This window comes from Chitinophagales bacterium (genome assembly GCA_013816805.1).
In the GTDB taxonomy this organism is placed as follows: Bacteria; Bacteroidota; Bacteroidia; order Chitinophagales; family UBA10324; genus MGR-bin340.
Genome location: JACDDS010000012.1, coordinates 14,039 through 40,779 on the forward strand (window position 1 = coordinate 14,039; position 26,741 = coordinate 40,779).

Consider the following 26,741-nt stretch of genomic DNA (forward strand, 5'->3'; position numbering starts at 1 on the left):
AATTCCGAAAAATGAATTGCAACATAGAAAATAATTTTAAAGCTATCAGCAAAGCTGCAAAGCATACTGCTTTGCTCTTTGCAATCACAGTTTTGATTTCTTCCTGCGGAAGCAGATCAAAAAATGAAACAGTTAAAGCTGATGCTGTAATAGAAAAGTCGAACCCATTAGAAGTAAATATTACAGAGCAGCAGTTCAAATCAGCGCAAATTGAATTAGGTAAACCAGAATACCGGAATCTCACCAGCGCAATCAAATCGAACGGTAGATTGTCTTTGCCCCCTCAGAATAAAGCAACAATAAGCACCCCCTATGGGGGTATCGTGCAAGAAATAAAAGTTTCAACGGGACAGCAGGTAAATAAAGGAACTGTGTTGGCAATTATTCAAAACCCTGACATCATACAGTTGCAGCAGGATTATTTGGAAAATGCTTCACATCTTGAGTTTATGAAAACTGATTATGAAAGACAAAAAACGTTACAGAAAGATAACATCACATCGCAAAAACATTTTCAGGAAACAGAAGCTGATTACAATGGCACGGTAGGAAAAGACAATGCATTAAAAGCAAAATTGCAATTGATCAATATCAACACTGAAAATTTGAAGGAAGGTAAAATAATTCCTAACCTCACTATCACCGCCCCCATCAGTGGCTATGTGCAGGACATCACAACAAACATCGGCACGTTCGCAGAACCCAATTCAATGCTATTTGAAATCATCAATAACACCGATTTGCATATAGACCTGCAGGTATTTGAAAAAGATGTTCGGCAAATTAACATTGGTCAAAAAGTAACTTTTAGCTACACAAATTCTGGAAATGAAAAGCAGCAGGACATTGCAACAGTATTTGCAATTGATAAAGAATTTGACCCGCAGACTCAGGCAATAGTTGTTCATGCAAAAATTCAAAACCCAAAAGGAATCATGTTACCCGGCATGTATGTAGAAGCAAGAATCGTGATTGATAATGACCGTGCTCTGGCAGTTCCTGATGATGCAATCGTTTCGCAGGGTGATGATCATTTTATTTTTATAGCCGAAGGAAAAAATAAAGAAACAGAAAATAATAAAAGTGAAAGTGAATCAAAAGAAGAAAGTGAACAAACAGGTGCAACACACACCTTTCGTAAAATCAAGATCATTGTTGGTTCCGGTGATATGGGCTATATAGCAATTACCTCTAGTGAGCAACTTTCAGAGGAAACACAAATAGTAATAAAAGGAGCTTATGCTTTACTTTCTGAAATGAACAAAGGCGGTGAAGAAGAATAAAACTTAAAGTGAAAAAAATGAAGTTACCTTTCAAAGACAAAAAATTCATTCTGCTGCTCTCATCAGTAGTCATTGTGATAGTATTAGAAATACTCTCGCTAACGGGTATTCATATTCCAATGCCTTATGCTCCATTCGTTTTTGCAGCTTTTATTTTCTCAATAGGCTATAAGGGAATTTGGAATGGATTAAGGTCGCTTGCCAAAATCAATTTCAGCAGTATTAATTTATTGATGCTGATTGGGGTAGCAGGCGCTTTTTATTTAGGCGAATATCCCGAGGCAGCAGTAGCTTTTGGGATTATGACTCAAAAACCTTAGGTCAGATTGCACTGTTCTTTACCAAAGCAGGTGCCTTTGTTTTTGGAAGTGGCCTGGCAATCATACCTTTTTTGCATGGCGCTGTTACGCAGTACCATTGGATTGATGAGCACACGTTTCTCGATGCCGTTGCTGTAGCAATGATTACCCCCGGACCTGTTGTAATCACTGTGGGTTTCATTGGTTATTTAGCTGCCGGCTTTCCAGGTGCCTGTATCGCCGCAGCGTGTACGTTTCTTCCCTGTTATTTTTTTACGGTTATACCTGCACCCTACTTTAAGAAGTATGCAAAGAACGCAAGCATCAAGGCCTTCGTGGACGGCATTACAGCAGCCGTGATCGGCGCACTCACTGGAGCCGTAGTCATTATTGCCATAAATACATTTACCCGCAACCACACAGTGGTGGTTGATATTCCTTCTGTACTTATTGCAGTGGCAATTGTCCTGACGCTATTGTATATAAAAAAAATTCAGGAACCATATATTATTTTTATCGCCGCTGTCTTGGGTTTGATTTTAAAAACGTGGGTTTTTAAATAAGCCAAATCGACTCTAAGAGGAGTTCACTCTTTGATAGTATTCACCAGCACTGAAGAGTCTGTCTCCATACAGAAATTCTTCATTATTATTACACCCAAACCATCCATTCATTTTTTCAAATTAATCCACAAGACCCGCCTTTCATTCCTAACAATAATCTTGCGCAAACGGAACAGCAAGGTGAAAAATCGAGAGTGGTTTCACACGAACCGTTTACCGGATTCCTTGCTGAGTAGGGAGGTTTGCGTGGAGGAACAAGCGTATTGCACGAAGTGCAAGAGCACGAGTAATGTTTTTTAATTGTAACAATTTTGTTGTCCTGAAGTTGCGCAGCAACGAAGGAAATTACCCGCCTCGCGAGAAGAGTGTGGGGTAACAACCCCACTCGCAGCAACACGCGCACCGCGCGGTGCAATGGGTGAGTCTTGCTCTTTTTGCAATAAGAGCTTGAACCGAAAATCCTTTCTCTAAGAAAAGACTGCAATAGTAAATTATTGCTCTGGTATTTTCGTTTTCGGAGTAGTCGCAAGCTTAGGAGTGAGTTAGTTTAATGGTGTAAATATTTTCAACTGATGAGTTAAAGAACTTTCTATGGATCGGTGACAACCGAAAAATTGTTCTGTAAGTTATTGTTGGATCTTTTGATGTCGATGGAAATTGTCATAGTAATGTCCATTTTTCGAGAATTACTGCTCCAAGTTGTCTTTATCAGAGTTGGATTAATAGCTTTGCCCCATTATTATAAACATAATGTTTTTCATGAATGAAGATGTACAAGACTTTTCGATTACAGGAGTAAGTTATAGAAAAACATTATTAGAGATTCGAAATAAATTTGCCTTTACAACAGAGATTGTCCAAAGAATTTATCAAGAAGAGAGTAGCAACTACCCTGTTAATTTTTTTATTCTCTCTACCTGTAATAGAACAGAAATTTACAGTTTTACAAAACAACCCGAACAACTGTGTGAATTGTTCACCCGTTACAACTATATTGGTGCTGACGAGGTAAACAGGTACACCTATATCAAATCAGGATACGAGGCGATTAAACATCTGCTGCATGTTGCTTGTGGTCTCGATTCTCAGATTCTCGGTGATTATGAAATAATCGGGCAATTAAAAAATGCTTTTGCACTCGCTAAATCCCATTATCGGACCAGCGGCATAATGGAGAAGTTGATGAATACCTCGTTGCAGGCATCACGTCAAGTAAGAAATCGCACTTCAATTTCTGATGGAACTACTTCAATTTCATATGCCGTCATTCAATTGATGAACCAGGAAATAGGCAACAACATAGCAATGAATATTTGCTTGATGGGGCTTGGTAAAATTGGAACACTCACTTTAAAAAATCTTAAACATTATTTGCCCCGGCATAAAGTTACATTGATAAACAGAAATGAAATCAGAGCGCAATCAGCTGCCAATGAATATAATGTAAGCTATGCAACCTTCGAACAGCAAAGCGAAGCACTTCAAAACTCGGATGTTTTAATAGTCGCAACAGCTGCTGACCATCCGCTTATTACAAAGTTGCAAATTGAATCTTCCAGAATAAAATTGCTGTTCGACTTGTCTGTTCCATCAAATGTGAGTGATGATGTCAAAGAAGTAAAAGATTTAAAGTTTTACGACATTGATAACCTTTCTAAAATTGTAAACGAAACTATTTCGAAACGCAGAAATCAAATCCCTCTTGCATCGGAAATTATAGAACAGCATATCACTGAGTTGCAAGAATGGGAGAGGAGACGAGAATTGTATTCGATTAAAGAAGAGAAAAAATGAAATCTTCTCGCGTAATTCATGTTGCTACGCGAAGCAGCCCACTTGCTTTGTGGCAGGCAAATGAAGTGAAGGAAGAACTGGAATCTGCTGGTGACAAATGCGAGTTGATACATATTGAGAGCACAGGCGATGTGCAAGTGACTCAACCCATTTATACAATGGGAATTTCAGGAGTTTTCACAAAACAATTAGACACTGCATTACTGAATAACCAGGCGGAGATTGCAGTTCATTCTTTGAAAGATGTTCCTACTCAATTAGCTGAAAATATTTTTCTCGCTGCGGTTCTAAAAAGAGGTGCCCATGAAGATTTGGTGGTGGTAAAACGAAAAGAAATACTGGAAATTAATTCTGCACAAGCAACCATTGCCACCAGTAGTTTAAGGCGCAGCGCACAGTGGCTAGCAAAATATCCGAAGCATACGACCGTTCCCATTCGCGGCAATGTGCAAACACGATTGAGAAAGTTTGAAGAAGATAAACATCTTGACGCCGTCATTTTAGCGAAAGCCGGATTGGAAAGATTAAATCTGCTCACCGAAAATTCGATAACACTCGATTGGATGTTACCTGCACCTGCCCAGGGAATTATCGGAATTGTTTGCCGGGATGATGATACAGAGATGAAAGAAATCTGCAACAAAATAAATCATCCCGAATCGTTCATTGCAGGGTTTGTGGAAAGAGAATTTTTAAAAACATTAATGGGCGGATGTTCAGTTCCCATAAGCGCATTCGTTAAAATCAATGGAAATGAAATAGATTTTCAAGGAGCCATGCACTCGTATGACGGTAGCAGATGCTTTGAAATACGCAGAGCCATGCCGTTTACTGAATGGGAAAATGCGGGAAAGGTATTAGCCGAAAAACTTTTGCAACAAAACGGAGCACTTGAGTTGATAGAAGAAATCAGAAATAAAAAGTGAAATGATAAAAATGCTCTCGACTAAAATGATTGATGGGGAAACAATCGCTCATGCTCACACATTGAATTTGAATATTCGGTGTGTTGATTTTATAAAAGTTAATGGAGTTGATTTTGACACTCATTCCATTCATTCGCACACCTTCGATTCGATTGCTTTCACCAGTGCCAATGCCGTGAAATATTTTTTCGGGAATCAAAATGCTTTGAATTTATTAAGAGGCAAAAACATTTTTTCTCTCGCAGGAAAGACATCAGAGGAACTAGCAAGATATAACCTCAAAGCAATTTACACAGGAGAAAACGCGGATGATTTAGCAGAAGTAATTATTCAAGCTAAACTTGCGAAATCGGTTTTGCATTTTTGCGGTAATCTCACATTGGAGGTGCTTGGAGCAAAATTGAAAGGTGCCGGAATAGAATATTCTTCGTTGATAATATATCAAACAATTCTGCAAAACAAAATTGTATTGAATGAAGATTTTGATGTTGTCATGTTTTATAGTCCGAGTGGCGTGGAAAGTTTTTTTGCTGCAAATAAATTGAATAATGAAAATGTTTGTTGCTGTATTGGAGAAACAACGGCAATGGCATTGAGAAAAAAAAATAGCACCGCAAAAATTATTTTACCCCGACAACCATCACTTCAATCAATAATTGAAGCTATCGCCAAATATTTTCAAAATAGCCGAATAGAATTATGAGTGAATTAAAAAATGATTTGTTGCTGAAAGCATTGCGGGGTGAAACTGTTTCGCGCCCTCCGGTTTGGATGATGCGGCAAGCCGGTCGCTACCTTCCGCAATACATGAAGTTGAAAGCGAAGTATGATTTTTTTACGCGCGTTCAAACACCTGAACTCGCTTGTGAAATCACAATGCAACCCATTGACATTATCGGCACCGATGCTGCTATTATTTTTTCCGACATACTTGTTATTCCGCAGGCATTGGGAGTCGAAGTGCTGATGGAAGAAGGCAAAGGACCTTCGCTTCCAAAAACTATCAGCACACAAAAAGATATTGATATTCTTCAGGCGGAAGGCGTGGCTGAAAGATTGGATTATGTGTGCAAAGCAATTTCGCTCACAAAAAAAGAATTGAACGGCAGAGTTCCGCTCATCGGATTTGCAGGCGCACCTTTCACCATTCTTTGTTACATGGTAGAAGGTAAGGGAAGCAAAACATTTGATAAGGCAAAACAATTTTGTTTTACTCAAACGGTATTGGCTCAGCAACTACTACAAAAAATTACCGATTCAACAATAGAATACTTAAAAGCACAGGTAATTGCCGGAGCAGATTGCGTGCAGATATTCGACAGCTGGAGCGGCATGTTATCGGCAGATGATTTCACAACTTTTGCGCTGCCTTATCTCAAAAAAATTTCAGATGCACTAAGTCCGCTTTGTCCGGTTATTCTTTTTCCTAAAGGAAGTTGGTATGCCCTGAAACAATTAAGTAAAACATCTGCTGATGCAATTGGAATTGACTGGACGATTACTGCCGATTATGCAAAAGAGCAAACCGGTAACAAAATTACTCTGCAAGGAAATTTCGACCCGGTGAAACTTTTATTACCTCCAAAAGAAATTCAGCTAGAAGTAAAAAAGATGATTAATGCGTTCGGCTCGCAACGTTATATCGCCAATCTCGGGCACGGAATTTTACCTCATATACCAGTTGACCATGCGAAAGCTTTTGTTGATTCAGTAAAAAATTATTCTGTGTGATGAAAGAAGAATTTTCAAACTGGATAAAAGAAATTCAAAACAGAATTTGCCTCGAAGCAGAACTTGCTGATGGCAAGGAAAAGTTTTTTACAGATAAATGGACACGCAAAGAAGGTGGCGGGGGAATTACGCGTATAATTCAAAACGGTGCTGTGTTTGAAAAAGGAGGAGTAAATACTTCGGAAGTTTCTGGGAAGATAACCTCTCAAATACTCGAACAATTAAAAGTAGAAGGAGAAAAATTTTTTGCCTACGGAATTTCTTTGGTGCTTCATCCATACAGCCCGATGGTTCCTACCGTTCACGCTAACTTCAGGTATTTTGAAGTGTATGATAAAAACGGAGATGTCATTAATTGCTGGTTTGGTGGCGGATCAGATTTAACTCCATATTATTTGTTTGAAGAAGATGCAAAATATTTTCATCAAACATTCAAAAAAAGTTGCGACAAATTCGGAGAAGATTTATATCCGAAATTCAAAACGCAATGTGATAATTATTTTGTCAATCATCATCGCAACGGAGAACGAAGAGGTATAGGAGGGATTTTTTATGACTATCTTAAACCTTCCGAAACATTTACTGCGAATGAGTTGTTTGAGCTTGCAAAATCAAATGGTGAAGCGTTTATTAAAGCATATTTTCCTATTGTAGAAAAGAGGAAGAAATTGTCTTTCACCGAAGAACAACAGCATTGGCAATTGATTCGCCGAGGGCGCTATGTAGAGTTTAATTTAATTCACGACAGAGGAACGCTCTTCGGATTGAAAAGTAATGGACGGACAGAAAGTATTTTAATTAGTTTACCAATGCATGTTCGTTTTGAATACGATTATCGACCGGAAAAAAATTCGGAAGAAGAAAAATTGCAACGGATATTGATGAACCCGATTAACTGGATATAAATTTTACAGGATGCAAAGAAGAAACAGAACACTCAGGAAATCAGTTGCCGTTCGCGAAATGGTGGCAGAAACGAATGTCACCCCAAACGATTTTATTGTTCCGCTATTCATTACAGAGGGCAAAGAAGTGAAAGAAGAAATTTCTTCTATGCCCGATTACTTTCGAATGAGTTTAGATAATCTGAAAAACGAAATTGATGAGTTGTGGAACTTAGGATTGAAAAGTGTTTTGCTGTTTGTAATGGTTCCCGATAAACTGAAAGATAATAATTGTTCTGAAGCATTAAATAAAAATGGTTTGATGATTCGCGCAATTCAAACAGTAAAAGAAAAACAACCTGAAATGTGTGTAATGACGGATGTTGCTCTTGATCCATTTTCTCTTCACGGGCATGATGGCTTGGTGAAAGATTTCGAGATATTGAATGATGAAACAGTAAAAGTTCTTGCTGAAATGAGTGTACTTCATGCAACTGTCGGAGCTGATTTTGTTGCTCCATCCGATATGATGGACGGCAGAATCGGTGCTATCAGAAAAGCTTTGGAGCAAAACGATTTTACCAAAACAGGGATTCTTGCATACAGCGCAAAATATGCTTCGTGTTTTTACGGACCGTTCAGGGATGCTTTATACAGTGCTCCCGGTTTTGGAGATAAGAAAAGTTACCAAATGGATTTTCGCAACCGTAAAGAAGCAATCAAAGAAGTGTTGGATGATATAAGTGAAGGAGCGGATGTGGTAATGGTGAAACCTGCCGGATCGTATCTCGATATTATTCGCGAAGTAAAAAATGCAGTCCATGTTCCGGTTGCTGCATATCAGGTGAGCGGGGAATATGCAATGATAAAAGCCGCTTCGCGAAACGAATGGGTAAATGAAAAAGCTGCAGTTATTGAATCGCTTACTTCCATTAAACGAGCGGGGGCAGATTTAATCGCCACTTATTTTGCAAAAGATTTTGTGAAGTATAGTGCAAGTGTAAAAAATGAACACCAATAAGAGCAAAGAATTATTCAACGAAGCCCAACTCCACATTCCTGGTGGAGTGAACTCGCCTGTGCGCGCCTTTAAACAAGTGGGAGGCACACCCATTTTCATGAAGCGTGCTGATGGTGCTTACATTTTTGATGAGGATGGCAATCAATACATTGATTACCTCAATAGCTGGGGACCGATGATTCTCGGACATAATCATCCCAAGGTTGTTGATGCGGTTCAGCAACAAGTGAAAACTGCTTTTTCGTTCGGCACACCAACAACTTTAGAAGTTGAACTTGCAAAACTCATCAAAGACATGGTGCCGAATATTGACATGGTGCGCATGGTAAATAGTGGAACAGAGGCATGTATGAGCGCAGTTCGGTTAGCGCGTGGATTTACAGGGAAATCCAAAATCATAAAATTCGAAGGGCATTATCATGGACATGCCGATATGTTTTTGAAGAAAGCAGGAAGTGGAGTAGCCACCTTAAACATTAAACAGGAAGGAGGAATTCCAAAAGCGGTAACGGATGATACCATTGTTGTCGCCTTCAACAATTTTGAACAATTGGAACAAACCGTGAATGGAAATAAAAATGAATTATCTGCAATCATCGTTGAACCTGTTGCGGGAAACATGGGCTGTGTGCCACCCAAAGCAGGTTATCTTGAACTGATGCGCAGGTTATGTTCTGAAAATAATATCGTTTTAATTTTTGATGAAGTGATGACCGGTTTCCGTTTAGCAAAAGGCGGTGCACAGGAGCGATTAAATGTTTGGGCTGATTTGGTAACCTTCGGAAAAGTAATTGGTGGGGGTTTGCCTGTTGGCGCATTTGGCGGAAGAAAAGATATGATGAGTTGCATTGCACCGCTCGGGAATGTTTATCAGGCAGGAACTCTCAGCGGAAATCCATTGGCAATGACAGCCGGTTTTGCAACACTTTCCGAATTAAATTCAAATTCTTCCATTTATTCCGAATTAGAAAACAAAGGAAATTTCCTCAAGAAAAAGATGAATGAAATTTTTACTGCTAAAAGAATTACACAAGCTATCAACCAAATCGGTTCGATGATTAGCGTTCACTTTTGTGAAAATGCGGTAACCGATTTTGAATCTGCTTCAAAAGGTAATAACGACACCTTCAAAAAGTTCTTTCACCACATGCTTGATAATGGAATCTACTTACCACCGTCAGCATTTGAGAGTTGGTTTTTGAGCGCGGCTTTGAGCAATGAAAATTTAAACCACACTTTATTGGTGTGTGAAAGTTTTGTAAGTTAATGCTGATTCATCTTTTTAAAAACCATTTCACTTTTTATTACAATGAATTCAAATAACAAAGGGCTTATTATAATCAATCTGGGTTCACCTGAAAGTTATTTGGTAAGGGATGTGAGAAAATATCTGAAGGAGTTTTTGATGGATGAAAGAGTGATTGATATTCCTTCTTTGCTGCGGCAAATATTGGTGAAAGGAATTATTGTTCCTTCCCGCTCTGGAAAATCCGCCAAAGCCTATCAATCAATCTGGACAAGTAAGGGCTCGCCATTGAAAGTTATTACCGAAGAATTCGCCAATATTATTGAGAGTAAAATTGAAATACCTGTATCCGTTGCAATGCGATACGGAAATCCAACTCCGGCTGATGCCTTGAAAGATTTAAAGAACAAAGCAGAAAAACTCGATCAAGTTTTAATTGCACCGATGTATCCGCATTATGCCATGAGTTCTTATGAAACCGCCGTTGCACATGTAAAAAATCAAATTTTATCGTTACTGAAAAATTGTAAAATTCATGTGCTGAAACCATTTTATAATGAACCTGCTTACATTTCATCACTTGCAGCAAACATGAAAAGCTATCTTGCTAAATATGACTTTGATGCTTTCTTATTCAGCTATCACGGTTTGCCAATCAGGCATCTCCAAAAATCGGACACAACAAAAAATCATTGTTACATGAATGATGACTGCTGCGAAATAATTTCAGCAGCATGGCAAACATGCTATAAACATCAGGTAAAAACAACTACCCAGCTTGTTTCGGAAAAACTAAATCTCGATGCAAAAAAAGTGATGATTTCATTTCAATCGCGCCTTGGTTCTGATAAGTGGATTCAACCCTTCACCGATAAATTGCTTGCTGAACTTCCGAAACAAGGCGTGAAAAAATTGTTAGTGTCATGTCCTGCATTTGTAGCCGATTGTCTGGAAACACAAGAGGAGATTGATCTCAGGGGTAGGAAAATATTTTTGAAAAATGGAGGTGAAATCTTTGAGCGGGTAAACTGCCTCAATACTTCTGACGAATGGACAGAAACTTTTTCTTCTTATTGCAAAAACTCTGAAACCACTTACAAAGATTGGTGGAATTAATGCCAGCAACATTAAGCTATTTTTTTCGCATGAGTTTGTAAATCCTAATAGCACTCATCAAAAGGACTACAAATAAGCCAAGCCCGATTAATCCCCATACAAAACTTAAATTCTCTTTCACTACTGCCAGCATCACAATGGCAACTAAAAAAATGGTTGCTACTTCATTCCATAGCCGAAGGTGATTAGAATTGTACCTGAACTCACCGCGCATCTGCTGTCGAAAAATGATATGTAGTGTGAAATGATAAACGTATAATCCCACTACAAAACATAATTTAATAATTAACCAATCGGGAAGTGAACCATACAAATACATAGTCCACAAACCGAACACCAATGTTAAAATAGCAGATGGAAATGTAATTCCATACCACAAACGCCTTATCATGAGATTGAATTGAGTATGCAGAATAGTTTTCTCTGCTTCTGTTTTTTCTTCCGCCTCTACATTGTAGATAAACAGGCGCACGATATAAAATAAACCGCTGAACCAGGTTACAATAAAAATTATGTGGAGTGTCTTAACGTAGAAATACATTCAAGTCAATTTCAAAAATAATTGGTTAAAAAATCTGCTGCTTAGTCTTGCAATTAAAACTTTGCACTAAGGCTCAAATAAATTAGTTTTTTATACCAACCCTGGCGCAAGCGTCCGCTTGTGCCTGATTAATTTCAGCAAATTTTCGATAAGCAGCAAATATAAAATTCTTGAACAGATGAAATTCTATTTCGTTTCTTTTGCAGTAATTAACCCGATAAGTCTGTAGAGCAGGGATGAGTATAAAACATTCCTACCCGACATTGTGCAAGAAATTATGCAGGAGAAATTAAGGAACTAAGAATAGTTTGCCGGGATTACAGCGGCACTAGCGGACGCTTGCGCCACTAAGAGGGTGAAAATCTTTTGGCGACAGTGAGACCATCAACGGCTACAATGGTTGCCGAATGATTCAAAAACAGCAAAACTTACTTTTAATTACAATGGACTTTCCTTATTTTTCAAAATTACATTTAACGAAATTGGTGAGATAACCGAGATGGAGACCAAGCGTTATATGGGCGATAAAAATTTAGAAACTTGGGTTATCAAAGCCACCAATTACAAGGAATTTAATAATGTATTTATACCGACAGCTTTTGATGTTTTATGGAGATTAGACAAAGGCGATTTCAGTTATGCAAAATTCAATGTGAAAGAAGTTGAATACATTAAACCAAAAAGATTCTAACTACACCAACAAAGCGGGTATGCAGCTTATCGAGTAGCCTGTGCCTGAATAATTAATTTCAGCAAACTTTAGATAAGCAAGAAATATACAATTCTTGACCAGCCGAAACTCTATTTCTTTCCTTCGCAGTAGTTAGCTGGGTAGATCTGTTTATCAGGAATGAGCAAAAACATTTTACTCGGCACAGTGCAGGAGAATGCAGATTACTCAAAATAGTTTTGCTCGATGACAGTGTCACAAGCGGACGCTTGCGCCAGGAAGGGGGATACGAAAAGGCTATGCCGCATTACATATTTATGCCACCAAATGTATTCTGGCATGATCTCTCCATTGTGCAGGGGGTTCATCAACATGTCGCTTAAAAGCCCTGTTGAAAGCTATGTCAGAATCATACCCTGCCTTCAGCAAGGAGAATCTTTGGTTCCTGTAGATTCCCCGAATTATCGCATATCCGACAAATGCTAATTTCAGAATTGCTACTTTTGTACCCGTAAGTCATTTTAATGAAACAGCTTCTCACCATCTTTTTTGCATTGATCTACCTTACTTCCATTGCGGGAGTAACGATAAATAGTCAATATTGCTTTGGGGTGAAGTCCTCCGTTTCCATTGATGGTATTGGTGCAAAGAGGTGCTGTTGTGCTTCTCCTGATGCCTCAAAGAATTGTTGCTCCCACAAGCAATTGGTTTTAAGAATAAGTGACAGTCACGTAGCCAGTGCAGGATCAGTTTTTAATCCTCCCGCGCCGCTTAGTCTTTTAGTAATTACTCCCTTCAGTCATAACCAATTGCTATCTTTAAATAGCATTCAGTCAATTTCCAATGATATTCATGGTCCGCCTTTATCATCCGAACCTGCCCTCTTTATTCTTCACGCTGTTTTCCGCATTTGATTTCTTCTTCAATGGGTTTGCTCGCTATACTGCGCAGTAAGCCATCCTGAAAGCGATACTCTTTTCGCTTTTCGCATTTCTTTTGTATCTGTCATTAAAAAAATCAATTCATGAAAAAATCAATTTTCATGGTAGCGATGACTGCTATCATAAGCACGGCGCTCGTTGCTTGTTCCTCAGGCAATAATTCTAAAACGCTATCATCAGAGCAGGCAACTATCGATCAAGCAGATTTGTATTACTGCCTCATGCATCCGGATGAGACGAGTGCCAAGCCAGAAACGTGTCCGGTTTGCGGAATGGACATGATAAAAGATCACGATGGCATTCGTGAGCACTTGCTCGTTAGCTTATCTCATGTGAAATAATTTTTAACAGCTCAACTGAGTAAAATGATCAACAAAATAATTTCATTTTCAATCCGCAATCGCTTTATCGTACTAACTGTGACTTCCGTGCTCTTAGGTTGGGGCATCTACTCTATGAAGCACAATCCGGTAGATGCAATTCCAGACCTCAGCGAAAACCAGGTGATCGTATTCACTGAATGGCAAGGTAGAAGCCCGCAATTGATGGAAGATCAGGTTACCTATCCTCTCGTGAGCAACCTGCAAGGGATTCCTAAAATAAAAAACATTCGCGGCACCTCCATGTTCGGAATGAGCTTCGTCTATGTAGTATTCGATGACGATGCAGATATTTATTGGGCACGCACGAGGGTAACAGAACGGTTGAATTATGCTCAGCGATTATTGCCTGAAGGTGTAACGCCAACCCTGGGACCTGATGGTACAGGCGTAGGACACATTCTTTGGTACACGCTGCAGGGTAAGGGAACCGATCTTGGAGATCTTCGAGCTGCACAGGATTGGTATGTAAAGTTTGGATTACAGACTGTACCAGGAGTGAGTGAAGTAGCCTCTTTCGGTGGTTTTCAAAAGCAATACCAGATCACCATCGATCCCAATAAACTTATCTATTATCATCTTTCAATGAAGAATGTGCTCGATGCCGTAAAAAGCAATAACAATGATGTGGGAGGAAGAAAATTTGAGATGAGTGATCAAAGCTACATCGTTCGCGGATTGGGTTATATCAAAAACATTCAGGATGTAGAAAACATTTCTGTTGGTACAAATCAAACGATTCCTATTCGCATACAAGACATTGCAACTGTGCAAATGGGCGGCGATTTGCGGAATGGAATATTTGATGAGAACGGTGAAGGAGAAGCAGTAGGTGGTATCATCGTGATGCGCTATGGTGCAAATGCCGACCAGGTTATTAAAGACGTGAAGGCAAAAATAGAGGAAGTAAAAAAAGGGTTACCACCAGGTGTATCCTTTCATTTCGCATACGATCGCAGCCAGTTGATAGAAGCTTCGATTGATTCGGTGAAGGAAACCTTGATTGAAGAAATAATTGTCGTGTCACTCATTGTGTTGCTCTTTTTATTCAATGCACGAAGCACGCTGGTCATTCTTATTCAATTACCTGTTTCTATTGGCATCAGCTTCATTTTATTGCAATCATTTCACATTACATCAAACATCATGTCACTCACAGGTATTGCATTGGCAATCGGGGTAATCGTGGATGCCGGAATCGTGATGGTGGAAAATGCGTACCGCCATTTAAGTGAAGCGCAGGAATTTTTTATGCTAAAAAGAAAATCATGAGTACCATTTTAAATAATAAAGAACGGGTAGCCATCATCGAAAGATCAGCACACCAGGTTGGGCGCCCCATCTTTTTTTCTACCATCATCATCATAGTATCATTCCTGCCGGTGTTTCTGCTCACAGGCCAGGAATACAAATTGTTTTCACCATTGGCATTCACCAAAACGTTTGTGTTGCTGGGTTCGGCAGTATTGGCGATTACCCTAGTGCCGGTGTTGATGGTCATCTTTTTGAAAGGAAAGATCAGGCCTGAAAACAAAAATCCTGTCACCAACTTTTTCAATCGCCTGTATGCACCGGTATTGCATTTTGCATTGAAATATAAAAAGCTCGTGCTTGTTATCAACATCGCTGCATTGATCATTGCCGTTCCGATGTTCATTAAAACGGGTTCAGAATTTATGCCGCCATTGGATGAAGGTTCTATTCTATTTATGCCTGTCACCCTTCCGGATGTTTCTAATTCAGAAGTAAAGCGGATTCTGCAATTGCAGGATAAGATCATTAAGTCCGTTCCTGAAGTAGATAATGTGTTGGGCAAAGCAGGAAGAGCAAATACTGCGACCGACAACGCTCCCATCAGCATGGTAGAAACAATGGTGATTTTAAAACCCAGATCGCAATGGCGCCCGGGCATAACAAAAGATGATATCATCAATGAACTCAATGCAAAACTCCAGATTCCCGGTGTGGTGAATGGCTTCACGCAACCGATCATCAATCGCATCAACATGCTTTCAACAGGAATAAGGACGGATGTCGGGTTGAAAGTGTACGGGCAAAATCTCGACAGCATTTACAAATTAGCAACTCAAATGAAAAATTCTTTACAGGGAATTGACGGCGTGAAAGATTTATACGTGGAACCGATTGTTGGCGGAAAATATCTCGACATTCAAATAAAGAAAGAAGTGATTGGCAGATATGGATTGAGTGAGGATGATGTGAACACTTTTATTGAAACAGCATTGGGCGGAATGAATTTGACAACTACTGTTGAAGGAAGACAACGCTTTAATGTGAATGCGCGATTTGCACAGGATTACCGAAATAATCTTGATGCGATTAAACAACTCACTATTCAAACAGCGGATAACGGATCCATTCCCCTTTCGCTCATTGCGGATGTGAAATTATCGGAGGGACCTCCGATGATCAATTCTGAAAATGCGATGTTGAGAGGAACCGTTTTATTCAATGTGCGCAACCGCGATTTAGGAAGCACCGTAAAAGAATCACAACAAAAACTGAATGATCTTTTCAAAAAACTTCCCAACGGATATAGTATAGAATGGAGCGGGCAATGGGAAAATAAAATTCACGCCGATCAGAGCTTGCGCATCATTATTCCCCTTGTGCTCATTCTTATTTTCCTCCTGCTCGTTTTCATTTATCGCTCCTGGAAAGAGGCAATGATCACTTCCTTAAGTGTCCCGTTTGCGTTGATCGGTGGCGTGTACCTGGTCTATTTCTACGGAGTAAATTATTCGGTGGCAGTTGCTGTGGGTTTCATTGCGTTACTTGGTGTTGCAGTAGAAACTGGAGTGCTGATGGTTATCTATTTGGATGAAGCCATCACAAAAATGAAAAAAGACAAGGGAGATAAACCCATTACTCAAAATGATCTTAAAGATGCCGTGATCGAAGGGTCTGCAAAAAGGTTACGCCCGAAGTTGATGACGGTTGCCACTGCCCTATTTGGCTTGATACCAATTCTTTTCTCTCACGAAACAGGAAGTGATGTAATGGTACCCATTGCATTACCCATGATTGGTGGCATGATCACCTCCACCATTCATGTGCTCATTGTTACTCCCATCATTTTTTTAATCACCAAAGAACGCGAATTAAAAAAGCACGGTACTATTGAAGTGCTTGGTTTTAAACATTAATCGTCATGAAAAAAATTATTGCATCACTCGTATTACTCTTAGTCGCTCATTGGAGCCAGGGACAGGTTCTTACGCTCGATAGTGTTTTGAATCGAATTGAAAAAAATAATCCGCAATTGAAGGTTTACGAGGCAAACATTCTTGCAGACAGCGCTTATGCATCAGGTGCAAAAAGTTGGGACGCGCCAACGATACAAGCCGGGATATGGAATACGCCATATGGTCATTTCTTCAATAGTGATTACAAAAACTCTGGACAACTCATGTTTGCTGCGGAACAATCCATTCCGAACCCCGGCAAGCTAAAAGCAAAACAAAATTTCCTGAACGCAAAAGGTTCAGTTCAAAGTGCTAATCGCAGCTATGCGTTAAACCAACTCTTATCTGAAGCAAAATTGAATTACTACAATTGGGTGATTCTGAAAAGAAAACAAAGTGTGCTCATTTCCATTGACAGCTTGCTCACCTTCATCATCAAAGATGCAGAGTTGCGATATCCCTACAACCAGGACAATCTTAGCAGCGTGTACAAAGCGAAGGCTGAACTCTTTGAATTGAATATTGAGCAGGTGATGAATGAAAATGAAATCCAACAAAAGCAGATAGCACTGAGCACATTGATGAATCGCGATAAGAATTTTGTGTTCGATGTGGATACAAATATCGTAGTGAGAGATTATCAAACCACTTTAATTGATACCACAAGCATTAATAAATTCAGAAGCGACATTCGCTCCATCGATCAAAGCATCAATGTTCAGTTGCTCAACCAGAAGGCTGAACTCTCCAATCTCAAACCTGATTTCGGTATCCGCTGTGAGCACATGCAAACCTTCGGAAATCAACCTCTGTTCTATTCAATTCTTGGAATGGTTACCATACCGATAGCACCTTGGTCGAAGAAGCAATATCATTCGAATGCTGCCGGCATGCAATATGAAATAGAGGCAATGCAAAATCAAAAGCAATCCATCGTAAACGAAACGGCGGGTAAACTGCAATCTATTCAGACTGATATTTCAAATAAGAAAATACAGTTAGAGATGTATCACAAAAACATCATTCCAGCATTGCAAAATAATTATCATACTACGTTACTCGCCTATGAGCAGAACAAAGAAGATTTTTTTGTGGTGCTGGATGCTATCCGTGCTATGAGCGACGCGCAATTAGAGAATCTGAATTTGCAACAGGAACAGTTACAATTGCAAGTGAGCTACGACCAGGAAATTGAACAACGATAAAATTATTGAACAATGAAAAGAAAGATTTTAATCATCGGTTTGGCAGTGCTCGTTTTTGCTTCCTGCAAAAAACCTTCATCTTCCGCAAGTGGAAATTCCAATCCTGTTGACATAAGCAGTGTCACTGCTCCCACCGATCAATCCGTAGTTGCTTCGGTTTCAACCACTAAACCAATGGTGAAAACATTCAGCGACACCATTACCGCCCAGGGATACATTGATTATGATACGCGCACCTTCAACACCATTACAACGTTATATGGCGGTCGCATTGACAAGTTGAATGTAAAGTATGCGTATCAGGAAATTCATAAAGGAGAATTGCTCTTCCAAATTTACAGTCCCGACATTGTAAATGCAGAAGACAATCTCATTTTCATTCTGGTAAACGATGCAGATAACGCTACCCTCATCAATGCCGCAAAGCAAAAATTACGAACACTTGGATTGAATGAAAAGCAAATTGAAAAAGTAGTTGCCACAAAAAAAGCGGATAACGCGTTGCCGGTTTACAGCCAATACGATGGGCACATTCATGAAATGAATAGCTCTATGATGAGCACCGCTGACGGAATAAATAAAAATCTTTCTGATGCTTTGCTATCACTCAAAGAAGGAATGTATGTTGAAAAAGGGCAAGCATTATTCAACGTGGTAAATGCGCATCATGTTTGGGCAATCCTGAAAATTTATCAAAATGATATCCGCAAGATCCAACTGCATCAATCTATGGAAATTTCCATGCAGGATGAACCGGGTATGTCATGGAATGCGCACGTTGATTTTATTGAACCTGCTTTCAGCGATGGCAGTAAAACACTTAATGTTCGGGTGTACACCGAAAACATGATGCACACGTTTAAAGTAGGTTCAAGAGTAGTGGCAAAAATTAAAACAGATAGCATTACAGGATTATGGATTCCAAAATCGGCTACGGTTGATTTGGGAAATAATTGGGTAGTGTTTCTGAAAAACAAAACTGTTTTTCAGTCAAGAAAAATTCAAACCGGTGCAAGCGCAGGCGATTTCATTCAGATTATAAATGGAATAACATCCGATGATGAAATTGCTTCTAAAGCACAATTTTTAATTGACAGCGAAAGCTTCATAAAAACTTCAAACCGCGAAAACTAAAATTATGAGCATTGCAAAAAGGTATTCAGTCGCCACCATAATTGCTTTCGTAATTTTCGTGGGCAGTATATTTCTTCTTTCTTCTTGCATCAGTATGGAAAAAGACGACACCGATGCGAATGTCTATTACACGTGTTCGATGGATCCGCAGGTACATGAGCAGCATCCGGGTAAATGTCCAATCTGTCATATGGAGCTGACTAAAGTTGAAATGTCACCTGAAGATATGAATGAGGTAAAACTTAGTGCCGAGCAGATGCGGTTAGGAAACATTCATACCGATACAATGAAGCTTCAAAATGTAAGCGATGAAAAAATTCTCAACGGCACCGCAGTGATAAACGCTCAAAATGTTCAACAGATCAGTTCACGAATCAGCGGGAGAATTGATCATCTGTATTTTAAAAACACAGGCGAAGTAATTCATAAAGGCGATCATCTCTATGATATTTTCAGTCAGGAGTTACAGGCAGCACAGCAAGAATTTCTTTTGGCTATTGCCAAAAAGAAAACGCTTGGCAATAATGAAATCAATTATGAGGATCTTATGGCTTTTGCAAAAAATAAATTACTGCTTGCAGGCATGAGTGAAAAACAAATTGAACCCCTTCAATCATCAGGTACGGTTCAATTATCCGTTCCTGTTTACAGTTTGGTAAATGGTACTATAACCAATGCTTTAGTTCATGAAGGTGATTATGTGAACATGGGAAGCGAGCTTTTTGAGCTTGCCGATCTTTCATCTTTATGGATAGAGGCGCAGGTGTACAGCAATCAAGTGGACATGTTGCACAACCAGGAATATGCAGAAGTAAAAATTGCAGCGTTCCCGAATGAAATCATCAAAGGTAAAATAGATTTTGAAAACCCTGAACTTGTTGCACAAAGCGAAATCAATTTAGTGCGAATAAAAGTGCTGAATCCAACCGGCAAATATCAACCGGGCATGATGGCATACGTCGTGCTAAGAGGAAAAAATTCAAAGTCATTTTTAATTCCATCCGATGCGGTAATGCATGATTCAAAAAATAGTTGGGTATGGATCAAAAATCAAAAAGAAAATTTTGAAATAAGAATGATAAATACCGGTATTAGTCGCAATGATAGTACCGAAATCATTTCAGCCATAAATGAAGGTGATATAGTAGTTACCTCCGGCGCATATCTGATTAATAGCGAATACACCTTTCGTAATGGAACTAATCCTTTGCAGGGAATGAATATGCCAAATATGAAAATGTAGCAATCTTATTGAAATATAATTAAATTAGAAATCTTAAATAAAATAGTTCGTAGGGAACTCTTCCACGTGTCGGGCTTTAGGCTCCAATCATTTATGAAATAGAAAAGGCTCTCCGCTGCAATCACTATTATAAAAAAATACATCCGCTCCAACATCGCAACATCGCTAATAGTCGCTCGTTGCTTTTGTTGGCGTTCCGCAGTGGCAACTGCCCCGTAAGCGGGACGAGCTCTCGCGGTGTAACGGCCCGGCTTGCCACTTGATACTGCTACACGCATTCAGGTAACTCCACAATGTTTCCTCTTATCGTTACCTTATAAAATCAGTAGTCGTTCAGCTCACTCAATCGTTACACTTGCTTTTACCGACCCGCGTTCCCGTCTTTAAATTTAAGTATTTGCTTAAATAAGCAAATAATAATTAAATTTGCTTGGTTAAACTATTGGAATGAACAAAAACACTTGCAATCGCATCTTTGCTGATATTAGTCAAATCAATAACTGCCGTGAGAAATTAAAAGCTAATGATAAATCATTCGCGCAGTCAGGTCAGATTCTTTCACTGGCAGGCAGCGAAGTGCGTTTGAAAATCCTTTATCTGTTAGAAGAAGAAAATGAGCTTTGCCCTTGCGATCTCAGCGACATACTTGGAATGAGCATTCCCGCAGTTTCACAGCATTTGCGCAAATTGAAAGATGGAAATATAATTGAATCAAGAAAAGAAGGTCAGACAATTTTTTATTCGCTAAAAAAAGAACACTTGAAAATTCTGCGCTCCTTTTTCAAAATTATTAATCATGAAAACCTTAAACTTCAACCTGTATGAATGTGAAAGCAAAGTCAGATAGTGGTTTGTTGGCAGGCATAATTGCTGCTGTCGCAGGTTCATTATGCTGTATCATTCCTGTAATTGCTTTAATAGGCGGACTTGCTGGAGCAGCCGCTTCATTCAGTTGGATTGAACCCTTACGCCCTTATCTGATCAGTTTAACCGTGCTTATTTTCGGATTCGCCTGGTATCAGAAATTAAAACCTCAGCCGGTTGATGATTGTGGGTGTGAAGTGGATGAAAAACCAAATTTCATTCAATCAAAAATATTTCTTGGCCTCATTACAATTTTTTCAGTGCTTATGATCACATTTCCATACTACTCAAAAATATTTTTTACTGACAATGCAAAACTGGTTGTTGTAGCTGACCAGTCAAACATTCAGACGGCCGAATTTAAAATCTCAGGAATGAGTTGCAGCAGTTGTGAACAGGAAGTAAAGCACGAAGTCAACAAAGTAAATGGACTTGTCAAAGCTGAGGTATCGTATGAAAAGGCATTTGCGCAAATCCAGTTCGACAATTCTAAAACGAATGCCAGTGAAATAGAAAAAGCAATTAACTCCACAGGTTATCAGGTTACAAGTTCTACAATCAAAAAATAAACTACAATGAAAAAACTATTCTTCTTTCGATCATTGAATTTGCTGCAATTACATTCCATGTCTGCAAAATTGGCAATGCAAGCACTTCACCACAAACCGAAGTGAAATGAGCGCCACTATTTTTTTAGAATCAGTAATTACATGTCCGTCATGTGGTAACAAGAAGGAAGAAACAATGCCGGTTGATGCCTGCCAGTATTTTTACGAATGTGAAAATTGCAATGCAGTTTTAAAAACTAAACAAGGGGCCTGTTGTGTTTATTGTAGTTACGGAACTGTAAAATGTCCTCCACAGCAGGAAGGGGACAGCTGTTGTTAATCAGAAAAACAAGAATACATTATATAATCTCATATTTCATAATTCTACTCGGATTAATTCATATTTATTTTGCCCGTTGCAGACATGAGTTTGATATTGATACTCTGTATTTTATTGGTTCAGGTATCGCCATAATATTTGCAGGGTTAATAAATCTTATGGAAATTAGAACTGCAACGGCCTTTAATATGAGAATAACCGTCTTCACTAACATTTTAATGTTTTCACTTTTCATAGTGAGTGCTTTTGCCCTTCATCAGCCGCAGGTTAATATCGCAATAGTTCTGTTTGCAATCGCTTTTTTCCTCTCAATCAAAAAAACTTCCGTTCCCGTGAAGTAAATAAGTCCATCAAGTCCAAGTAGTCTAACCATTATCTGTTTAACTTCTGCATTGGAGGCTCCAGAGAACAAATACAACAGGAAGTTAAGAGATGATGAAGAAAATCGCATTGCTGCTGAATTACTTATAACCCTGGAAGGGCTGCTACAGTATTTTTATTCAGTGTTCAGCCACTGGGTGTACATGTAACGTTATACACCGAGGATAATAATTTTTACGATTATTATAAGCGACAGTTAGCATACGTGATACTTCCTGATGGAAGCTGTTTAAATAAACTGTTGATTCGTGAAGGATACGCAAAACCAGAGGCTGAATACTACTGCAAAATGTTGTTAGAATATGAGCGAATTAATTTCGCTACACAGCAAGCCAGACAAGGATTGTATGCTCTTGCACCGTTATTTTAGAATGTTTCCCATATGTTTCCCACAGAAAGAAAAATGGAGTGCAATTAGTTGATTTGCAATATATTATATTACATATACGTGATCCCGCTGGGACTCGAACCCAGGACCCCAACATTAAAAGTGTTATGCTCTACCAACTGAGCTACGAGATCAATTTTAAAAAAGTGTGGGCAAAGATAACCTGAACAATAGTATTTTCAAATTCTATCGTTCATTTCCCAAAACCCAATAAATTATGTCTGGTTGTCGGCATAGATTGCTGTAACAGCCAATCCGCCACTCTTCCGGTATCCGCGGTACATGCCTTCAGAATTAAAAGGCATTTCAATATTGCAAAACCGGTCAATGGCAATCAATCCGCCCTCTGCTCCCAGGGAAACTAATTTTTTATGCACAACAAGGTCGCAGGCCTCCCGCAGCAGCATGTCTTTATATTCCATTAAGGCATGTACATCATAGGCTACTACAGCCCGGATAAAAAATTCTCCATGGCCGGTGCACGATATCGCACACGTACTGTTATTAGCATACGTGCCGGCTCCAATTACAGGGCTGTCCCCTACCCGTCCGAAGCGCTTGTTGGTAATACCGCCCGTCGAAGTCGCCGCTGCAAGGTTCCCATAACCATCGAGAGCTACTGCTCCTACCGTTCCGTATTTTTTTTCTCCGCCGTGGTCAAGTGTAATAACATCGTGCTTTAAGGCGTGCTGCCATTGATTGTATCGTTCCTGGTTAAAAAAATAGTCATCACCTTCCAGCCGAAGATTTCTTTCACGGGCGAATTCTTCGGCACCTTCGCCGCATAAAAAAACATGCTCTGAATGAAGCATTATCTCTTTAGCCAGGGCGATGGGGTTTTTTACATGCTTTATACCCGCTACCGCACCTGCTTTCAGATCAGAACCATCCATAATAGAGGCGTCCATTTCGTGCTTTCCCTCATGGTTAAAGACAGAACCCTTGCCTGCATTGAAGTAAGGATAATCTTCTAGGCATTCCACCGCAGCTTCTACTGCATCAATGGCACTTCCATTGTTTTCCAGAATCCTGTAACCTGCTTCTATGCCCAATTCCAGGGCTGCCCGGTAATTTTTTTCTTTTTCCGAAGTCAGGATTTTTTTAAAAATGGTGCCGGCTCCGCCATGCACGGCAATTGCAAATTTTTTCAACAGGTAATTTTTTTATTCCTGAATGGTTTCAATGATCATTTTATTGATAAGGTATAAACGTTTTCGTTTACAAAAATTACAATCCCAATTGTTTTATGGCATCCATTCCTGCCAATGCCTGCGCATGCTGCGGATTCAGGAACAGCGTTTTCTGCCAGCATTGTTTTGCCTTTTCATATTCTTTTTTTGAAAAATAAGCTCCTCCAAGGTTATACCAGCCCTCCGCATCATTTGGTGCATATCGGACTGCTGTCAAAAACTCCGTAATGGATGCATCAAAATTCTGGCTGGTACCTTCCGTCATTCCCTTCTTATAATGGTAATTAGCAAGATACTTATCGTACTCCTTTAAGTTTCCATCATCAGGATCGATAGCACGGGCCTTATTCCATGCCGCCTCTGCTTTTTCGGTGCTGTCCAGCCGCACATACGCCACGCCGATGTTTAGCCATGGTGTAATAAACCCGGGTTGAATGACAATACTTTTTTTGAAATAACCGATAGATGTTTTCAAATCGCTGATCTTTTGAGCCTGCTCCGTTACCTGGTCACTGTTATGCACCAGTGCAACACCGGCGTAGGCGTTAGCCCGCGCACTTCCTGAAGACAATTTTACATCATGCAGAAATAATGTTTCATCTGATTTCCAATCTGTATTCCGGGAGATCACTTTAATTGCACTTAATATAACTACTATGAAAGTGAGTGCCACGGCCACGCCGGATTGCACAGCCATCCTCCAATTCAATTTCATAACCGCCCTTCGTAAGATTTCAACTACTATTATTACAAAAGAAATGGATGGCTGAAAAAGAAAACGCTCTGCCATAGGCGCTCCAATGTTAAACAGCAAATTGGAAACAATGAATATGCTTGCGAGATAGAAAAGTATGCAATAGCTGACCAGATCTTTTGACTTTAATTTATAGATGGCATAACCAATGAGTGAAGCATGGATGATGAGTGAAAGCAATACGAGGGGACTGGCAAAACTCTGATACGGAATCTGATTGAAAGAATAATCGTAAGTGAGGTAATAGGGGGAAAAAAGCAAATGCAAATTTTTAAGATAAACCAATAAAACGGTTGCGTACTTCTGCAGAGGTGTTGCAAGCACAAACGGATTATCCAAAACGCTTTTTATTTCATTGTTCTGGAAGCCTAATAAAGAAATACGGATAAGCACATAGAACACGGCAACCAGTAAAAATGGAATGGTAAGTCTAAAAATCCTTAACCAACTTTCTTTCGCGAAAAAATAAAGTGTAAGCGGAATGATGAAGAGGAAGGTGAATCCGTTTTCCTTGGAAAATAATGCAAGGAAATAAAAAATAACAGAAAAAATAAAGTGTTTTATTTTATGGGTCTGGTTAATGTACAGAAGCAGGAAGTAGAGATTTAATAATAGAAAAAGCAATGAAAAGATTTCATCACGACTTTTTATGTTCGCTACTACCTCACTGTGTACGGGGTGAATAACAAACAAAATGGAAGCACAAAATGCTCCGATTTGGAAGCCTGGTAATATAAACTTCCGTAGAAGAACCAGGAGCACAACGCCAGTTAAAGCATACAACAGCACATTTATTAAATGATGCATTGCAGGACCATTTCCAAAAAAAGAGTTTTCTATGGCAAAGGAGACAAGTGACAAGGGGCGGTATCTGCCTCCGGATAAATTTTTTGACTGACCGATAGATCCATAAAAGCTATCGTGGGAAAGGATGTCCGGAATGCCGCTGATGCCCCGCTGGACAAATGCATTATCGCGCAGCACTAATCCATCATCCAGCGCGTATCCGTTCCATATGGAATTTCCGTAAAAAAGAAATGAAAGCAGTATAACAGTTATAACCTGATTTTTTCGGGAAGAAAATAGTGCGTCTAATCCTGTTTTACCCCGTGGTTCAATCAGGGGATTTAGCGGCTGTTGTTTTATTCCGGAAACCCGCTTTTTCTTTTTCTCTTTCATAATCTTTCAGGCTGAAAGGTAATACTGGTTTCAAAGATAAAGGAACACAATCTTTACTCTTTGGTTTATTACTTTTATGCCATCCCTTCAGTATAGCTTACCACGTTATAATTGTAAATTTAAGATGATGAGTTATTCCTATATAGAAATTGAGAAAAACGACCGTATTCAATATATAATCCTTTCACGCCAGGAAAAAAAAAATGCGCTCAATTATGATTTTGTCACGGAGCTGAAAGATGCATTGCAAGCAGCAGAAAATGACAATTCCACAAAAGTGATAATCATAAAAGCAAAGGGGAATGTTTTTAGCGCCGGGGCTGATCTTGAATATCTGCAGCAACTTCAAAATTTTTCTTTCGAAGAAAATCTTGCTGATTCCAACCACCTTAAGGATTTGTTTCTACATATATACACTTCAAAAAAAGTGGTGATTGCGCAGGTGGAAGGCCATGCTATTGCGGGAGGCTGCGGCCTGGCAACCGTGTGTGATTTTTGCTTTGCCGTTCCCGATGCAAAATTTGGATATACCGAAGTGAAGATTGGCTTTATCCCTGCACTGGTAATGGTTTTTCTTATAAGGAAAATTAATGGGTCTAAAGCAAAGGAATTATTACTTACCGGCAAACTGATAGGCGCAAACGAGGCAGCCGCCATTGGACTGATAAATGCTGTAGCTGATCAGGATCGAATTGAAATATTTGTTAAAGATTTTGCAACTGCCTTGTGCAACGAAGCCTCTGCACAGTCAATAGCTGCCACAAAAGAAATGTTGAACAAAATTTCTTCAATGGATTTGAGCAGTGCGCTTGATTACGCCGCACGAATGAACGCCAATACCCGTGCAAGTGAAGATTGCAAAAAAGGTATTGAATCATTTCTGAAAAAAGAAAAAATCAATTGGTAGCACCAGA

Annotated in this window: 26 protein-coding genes and 1 tRNA gene; 23 read left to right on the forward strand and 4 right to left on the reverse strand. The window is 39.3% G+C overall.

Features of this window, described 5'->3' with window-relative positions; genetic code table 11:
* The first annotated feature begins 11 nt into the window (after positions 1-11).
* The 11 genes from H0W62_10930 (at position 12) to hemH (ending at position 10,863) form a co-directional block, all read left to right on the forward strand.
* Positions 12-1,283: an efflux RND transporter periplasmic adaptor subunit gene (locus H0W62_10930; GenBank protein ID MBA3649046.1), complete on the forward strand. Its 1,272-nt coding sequence runs from the start codon at positions 12-14 to the stop codon at positions 1,281-1,283.
* Positions 1,284-1,300: 17 nt separating this feature from the next.
* Positions 1,301-1,603 (forward strand): hypothetical protein, encoded by a 303-nt coding sequence (locus H0W62_10935; GenBank protein ID MBA3649047.1) that lies wholly within the window; start codon positions 1,301-1,303, stop codon positions 1,601-1,603.
* Entirely contained in the window at positions 1,513-2,145 is a 633-nt protein-coding gene (gene chrA, locus H0W62_10940) for a chromate efflux transporter (GenBank protein ID MBA3649048.1), read from the forward strand. The genes H0W62_10935 and chrA overlap by 91 nt, the downstream gene beginning before the upstream one ends.
* A gap of 759 nt (positions 2,146-2,904) precedes the next feature.
* The gene (gene hemA / locus H0W62_10945) at positions 2,905-3,939 is read left to right on the forward strand and encodes a glutamyl-tRNA reductase (GenBank protein ID MBA3649049.1); all 1,035 of its coding nucleotides are present in this window, start codon (positions 2,905-2,907) and stop codon (positions 3,937-3,939) included.
* Complete coding sequence (hemC, locus tag H0W62_10950) at positions 3,936-4,865, forward strand: hydroxymethylbilane synthase (GenBank protein ID MBA3649050.1); 930 nt, start codon at positions 3,936-3,938, stop codon at positions 4,863-4,865. The genes hemA and hemC overlap by 4 nt, the downstream gene beginning before the upstream one ends.
* 1 nt (position 4,866) lies before the next feature.
* Positions 4,867-5,568 carry a uroporphyrinogen-III synthase gene (locus tag H0W62_10955; protein ID MBA3649051.1) on the forward strand — a complete coding sequence of 234 codons (702 nt, stop codon included), beginning with the start codon at positions 4,867-4,869 and terminating at the stop codon, positions 5,566-5,568.
* Positions 5,565-6,596 (forward strand): uroporphyrinogen decarboxylase, encoded by a 1,032-nt coding sequence (hemE, locus tag H0W62_10960; GenBank protein ID MBA3649052.1) that lies wholly within the window; start codon positions 5,565-5,567, stop codon positions 6,594-6,596. Before H0W62_10955 ends, hemE begins: the two co-directional genes overlap by 4 nt.
* Positions 6,596-7,501 carry an oxygen-dependent coproporphyrinogen oxidase gene (hemF, locus tag H0W62_10965; GenBank protein MBA3649053.1) on the forward strand — a complete coding sequence of 302 codons (906 nt, stop codon included), beginning with the start codon at positions 6,596-6,598 and terminating at the stop codon, positions 7,499-7,501. Before hemE ends, hemF begins: the two co-directional genes overlap by 1 nt.
* Before the next feature lie 10 nt (positions 7,502-7,511).
* Positions 7,512-8,501: a porphobilinogen synthase gene (gene hemB / locus H0W62_10970; protein ID MBA3649054.1), complete on the forward strand. Its 990-nt coding sequence runs from the start codon at positions 7,512-7,514 to the stop codon at positions 8,499-8,501.
* On the forward strand, positions 8,488-9,768 hold the full coding sequence (hemL, locus tag H0W62_10975; protein ID MBA3649055.1) for a glutamate-1-semialdehyde 2,1-aminomutase: 1,281 nt from the start codon (positions 8,488-8,490) through the stop codon (positions 9,766-9,768). The genes hemB and hemL overlap by 14 nt, the downstream gene beginning before the upstream one ends.
* 42 nt (positions 9,769-9,810) lie before the next feature.
* Entirely contained in the window at positions 9,811-10,863 is a 1,053-nt protein-coding gene (gene hemH / locus H0W62_10980; protein ID MBA3649056.1) for a ferrochelatase, read from the forward strand.
* 16 nt (positions 10,864-10,879) lie between these two features.
* On the opposite strand, the gene H0W62_10985 is transcribed toward hemH, so the two are convergent.
* Positions 10,880-11,404 carry a CopD family protein gene (locus tag H0W62_10985; GenBank protein ID MBA3649057.1) on the reverse strand — a complete coding sequence of 175 codons (525 nt, stop codon included), beginning with the start codon at positions 11,402-11,404 and terminating at the stop codon, positions 10,880-10,882.
* A gap of 499 nt (positions 11,405-11,903) precedes the next feature.
* Between H0W62_10985 and H0W62_10990 the strand changes: the two genes are divergently transcribed.
* From H0W62_10990 to H0W62_11040, 11 genes are all read left to right on the forward strand, one after another.
* Positions 11,904-12,095, forward strand: coding sequence for a hypothetical protein (locus H0W62_10990; GenBank protein ID MBA3649058.1), 192 nt, complete (start codon positions 11,904-11,906; stop codon positions 12,093-12,095).
* 503 nt (positions 12,096-12,598) lie between these two features.
* Positions 12,599-12,988, forward strand: a complete 390-nt coding sequence (locus H0W62_10995; protein MBA3649059.1) for a hypothetical protein — start codon at positions 12,599-12,601, stop codon at positions 12,986-12,988.
* A gap of 128 nt (positions 12,989-13,116) precedes the next feature.
* Positions 13,117-13,356: a hypothetical protein gene (locus H0W62_11000; protein ID MBA3649060.1), complete on the forward strand. Its 240-nt coding sequence runs from the start codon at positions 13,117-13,119 to the stop codon at positions 13,354-13,356.
* A 24-nt stretch (positions 13,357-13,380) separates the two neighbouring features.
* Positions 13,381-14,667, forward strand: a complete 1,287-nt coding sequence (locus tag H0W62_11005; protein ID MBA3649061.1) for an efflux RND transporter permease subunit — start codon at positions 13,381-13,383, stop codon at positions 14,665-14,667.
* On the forward strand, positions 14,664-16,562 hold the full coding sequence (locus H0W62_11010; protein ID MBA3649062.1) for an efflux RND transporter permease subunit: 1,899 nt from the start codon (positions 14,664-14,666) through the stop codon (positions 16,560-16,562). Before H0W62_11005 ends, H0W62_11010 begins: the two co-directional genes overlap by 4 nt.
* Positions 16,563-16,567: 5 nt before the next feature.
* Positions 16,568-17,806 carry a TolC family protein gene (locus H0W62_11015; GenBank protein MBA3649063.1) on the forward strand — a complete coding sequence of 413 codons (1,239 nt, stop codon included), beginning with the start codon at positions 16,568-16,570 and terminating at the stop codon, positions 17,804-17,806.
* Positions 17,807-17,818: 12 nt separating this feature from the next.
* Entirely contained in the window at positions 17,819-18,940 is a 1,122-nt protein-coding gene (locus tag H0W62_11020) for an efflux RND transporter periplasmic adaptor subunit (GenBank protein ID MBA3649064.1), read from the forward strand.
* 4 nt (positions 18,941-18,944) lie between these two features.
* Complete coding sequence (locus tag H0W62_11025) at positions 18,945-20,183, forward strand: efflux RND transporter periplasmic adaptor subunit (protein MBA3649065.1); 1,239 nt, start codon at positions 18,945-18,947, stop codon at positions 20,181-20,183.
* A gap of 447 nt (positions 20,184-20,630) precedes the next feature.
* Positions 20,631-21,008 (forward strand): helix-turn-helix transcriptional regulator, encoded by a 378-nt coding sequence (locus H0W62_11030; protein MBA3649066.1) that lies wholly within the window; start codon positions 20,631-20,633, stop codon positions 21,006-21,008.
* Entirely contained in the window at positions 21,005-21,616 is a 612-nt protein-coding gene (gene merTP, locus H0W62_11035) for a mercuric transport protein MerTP (protein ID MBA3649067.1), read from the forward strand. The genes H0W62_11030 and merTP overlap by 4 nt, the downstream gene beginning before the upstream one ends.
* Before the next feature lie 779 nt (positions 21,617-22,395).
* Positions 22,396-22,686, forward strand: coding sequence for a thermonuclease family protein (locus H0W62_11040; GenBank protein MBA3649068.1), 291 nt, complete (start codon positions 22,396-22,398; stop codon positions 22,684-22,686).
* 79 nt (positions 22,687-22,765) lie between these two features.
* Here H0W62_11040 and H0W62_11045 read toward each other — a convergent pair.
* The 3 genes from H0W62_11045 to H0W62_11055 form a co-directional block, all read right to left on the reverse strand.
* A tRNA-Lys gene (locus tag H0W62_11045) sits at positions 22,766-22,838 on the reverse strand.
* Between the two features lie 81 nt (positions 22,839-22,919).
* Positions 22,920-23,855: an isoaspartyl peptidase/L-asparaginase gene (locus H0W62_11050; GenBank protein MBA3649069.1), complete on the reverse strand. Its 936-nt coding sequence runs from the start codon at positions 23,853-23,855 to the stop codon at positions 22,920-22,922.
* Between the two features lie 76 nt (positions 23,856-23,931).
* Positions 23,932-25,827 (reverse strand): tetratricopeptide repeat protein, encoded by a 1,896-nt coding sequence (locus tag H0W62_11055; GenBank protein MBA3649070.1) that lies wholly within the window; start codon positions 25,825-25,827, stop codon positions 23,932-23,934.
* A 127-nt stretch (positions 25,828-25,954) separates the two neighbouring features.
* Here H0W62_11055 and H0W62_11060 point away from each other — a divergent pair, with 127 nt between their 5' ends.
* Complete coding sequence (locus tag H0W62_11060; protein MBA3649071.1) at positions 25,955-26,734, forward strand: enoyl-CoA hydratase/isomerase family protein; 780 nt, start codon at positions 25,955-25,957, stop codon at positions 26,732-26,734.
* Positions 26,735-26,741 lie beyond the last annotated feature (7 nt).

Bases quoted from the DNA above. Each gene is read 5' to 3' on its own strand.
- H0W62_10930 (MBA3649046.1), top strand. From the start codon at position 12: ATGAATTGCAACATAGAAAATAATTTTAAAGCTATCAGCAAAGCTGCA.
- H0W62_10935 (MBA3649047.1), top strand. From the start codon at position 1,301: ATGAAGTTACCTTTCAAAGACAAAAAATTCATTCTGCTGCTCTCATCA.
- hemA (MBA3649049.1), top strand. From the start codon at position 2,905: ATGAATGAAGATGTACAAGACTTTTCGATTACAGGAGTAAGTTATAGA.
- hemC (MBA3649050.1), top strand. From the start codon at position 3,936: ATGAAATCTTCTCGCGTAATTCATGTTGCTACGCGAAGCAGCCCACTT.
- H0W62_10955 (MBA3649051.1), top strand. From the start codon at position 4,867: ATGATAAAAATGCTCTCGACTAAAATGATTGATGGGGAAACAATCGCT.
- hemE (MBA3649052.1), top strand. From the start codon at position 5,565: ATGAGTGAATTAAAAAATGATTTGTTGCTGAAAGCATTGCGGGGTGAA.
- hemF (MBA3649053.1), top strand. From the start codon at position 6,596: ATGAAAGAAGAATTTTCAAACTGGATAAAAGAAATTCAAAACAGAATT.
- hemB (MBA3649054.1), top strand. From the start codon at position 7,512: ATGCAAAGAAGAAACAGAACACTCAGGAAATCAGTTGCCGTTCGCGAA.
- hemL (MBA3649055.1), top strand. From the start codon at position 8,488: ATGAACACCAATAAGAGCAAAGAATTATTCAACGAAGCCCAACTCCAC.
- hemH (MBA3649056.1), top strand. From the start codon at position 9,811: ATGAATTCAAATAACAAAGGGCTTATTATAATCAATCTGGGTTCACCT.
- H0W62_10985 (MBA3649057.1), bottom strand. From the start codon at position 11,404: ATGTATTTCTACGTTAAGACACTCCACATAATTTTTATTGTAACCTGG.
- H0W62_10990 (MBA3649058.1), top strand. From the start codon at position 11,904: ATGGAGACCAAGCGTTATATGGGCGATAAAAATTTAGAAACTTGGGTT.
- H0W62_10995 (MBA3649059.1), top strand. From the start codon at position 12,599: ATGAAACAGCTTCTCACCATCTTTTTTGCATTGATCTACCTTACTTCC.
- H0W62_11000 (MBA3649060.1), top strand. From the start codon at position 13,117: ATGGTAGCGATGACTGCTATCATAAGCACGGCGCTCGTTGCTTGTTCC.
- H0W62_11005 (MBA3649061.1), top strand. From the start codon at position 13,381: ATGATCAACAAAATAATTTCATTTTCAATCCGCAATCGCTTTATCGTA.
- H0W62_11010 (MBA3649062.1), top strand. From the start codon at position 14,664: ATGAGTACCATTTTAAATAATAAAGAACGGGTAGCCATCATCGAAAGA.
- H0W62_11015 (MBA3649063.1), top strand. From the start codon at position 16,568: ATGAAAAAAATTATTGCATCACTCGTATTACTCTTAGTCGCTCATTGG.
- H0W62_11020 (MBA3649064.1), top strand. From the start codon at position 17,819: ATGAAAAGAAAGATTTTAATCATCGGTTTGGCAGTGCTCGTTTTTGCT.
- H0W62_11025 (MBA3649065.1), top strand. From the start codon at position 18,945: ATGAGCATTGCAAAAAGGTATTCAGTCGCCACCATAATTGCTTTCGTA.
- H0W62_11030 (MBA3649066.1), top strand. From the start codon at position 20,631: ATGAACAAAAACACTTGCAATCGCATCTTTGCTGATATTAGTCAAATC.
- merTP (MBA3649067.1), top strand. From the start codon at position 21,005: ATGAATGTGAAAGCAAAGTCAGATAGTGGTTTGTTGGCAGGCATAATT.
- H0W62_11055 (MBA3649070.1), bottom strand. From the start codon at position 25,827: ATGAAAGAGAAAAAGAAAAAGCGGGTTTCCGGAATAAAACAACAGCCG.
- H0W62_11060 (MBA3649071.1), top strand. From the start codon at position 25,955: ATGAGTTATTCCTATATAGAAATTGAGAAAAACGACCGTATTCAATAT.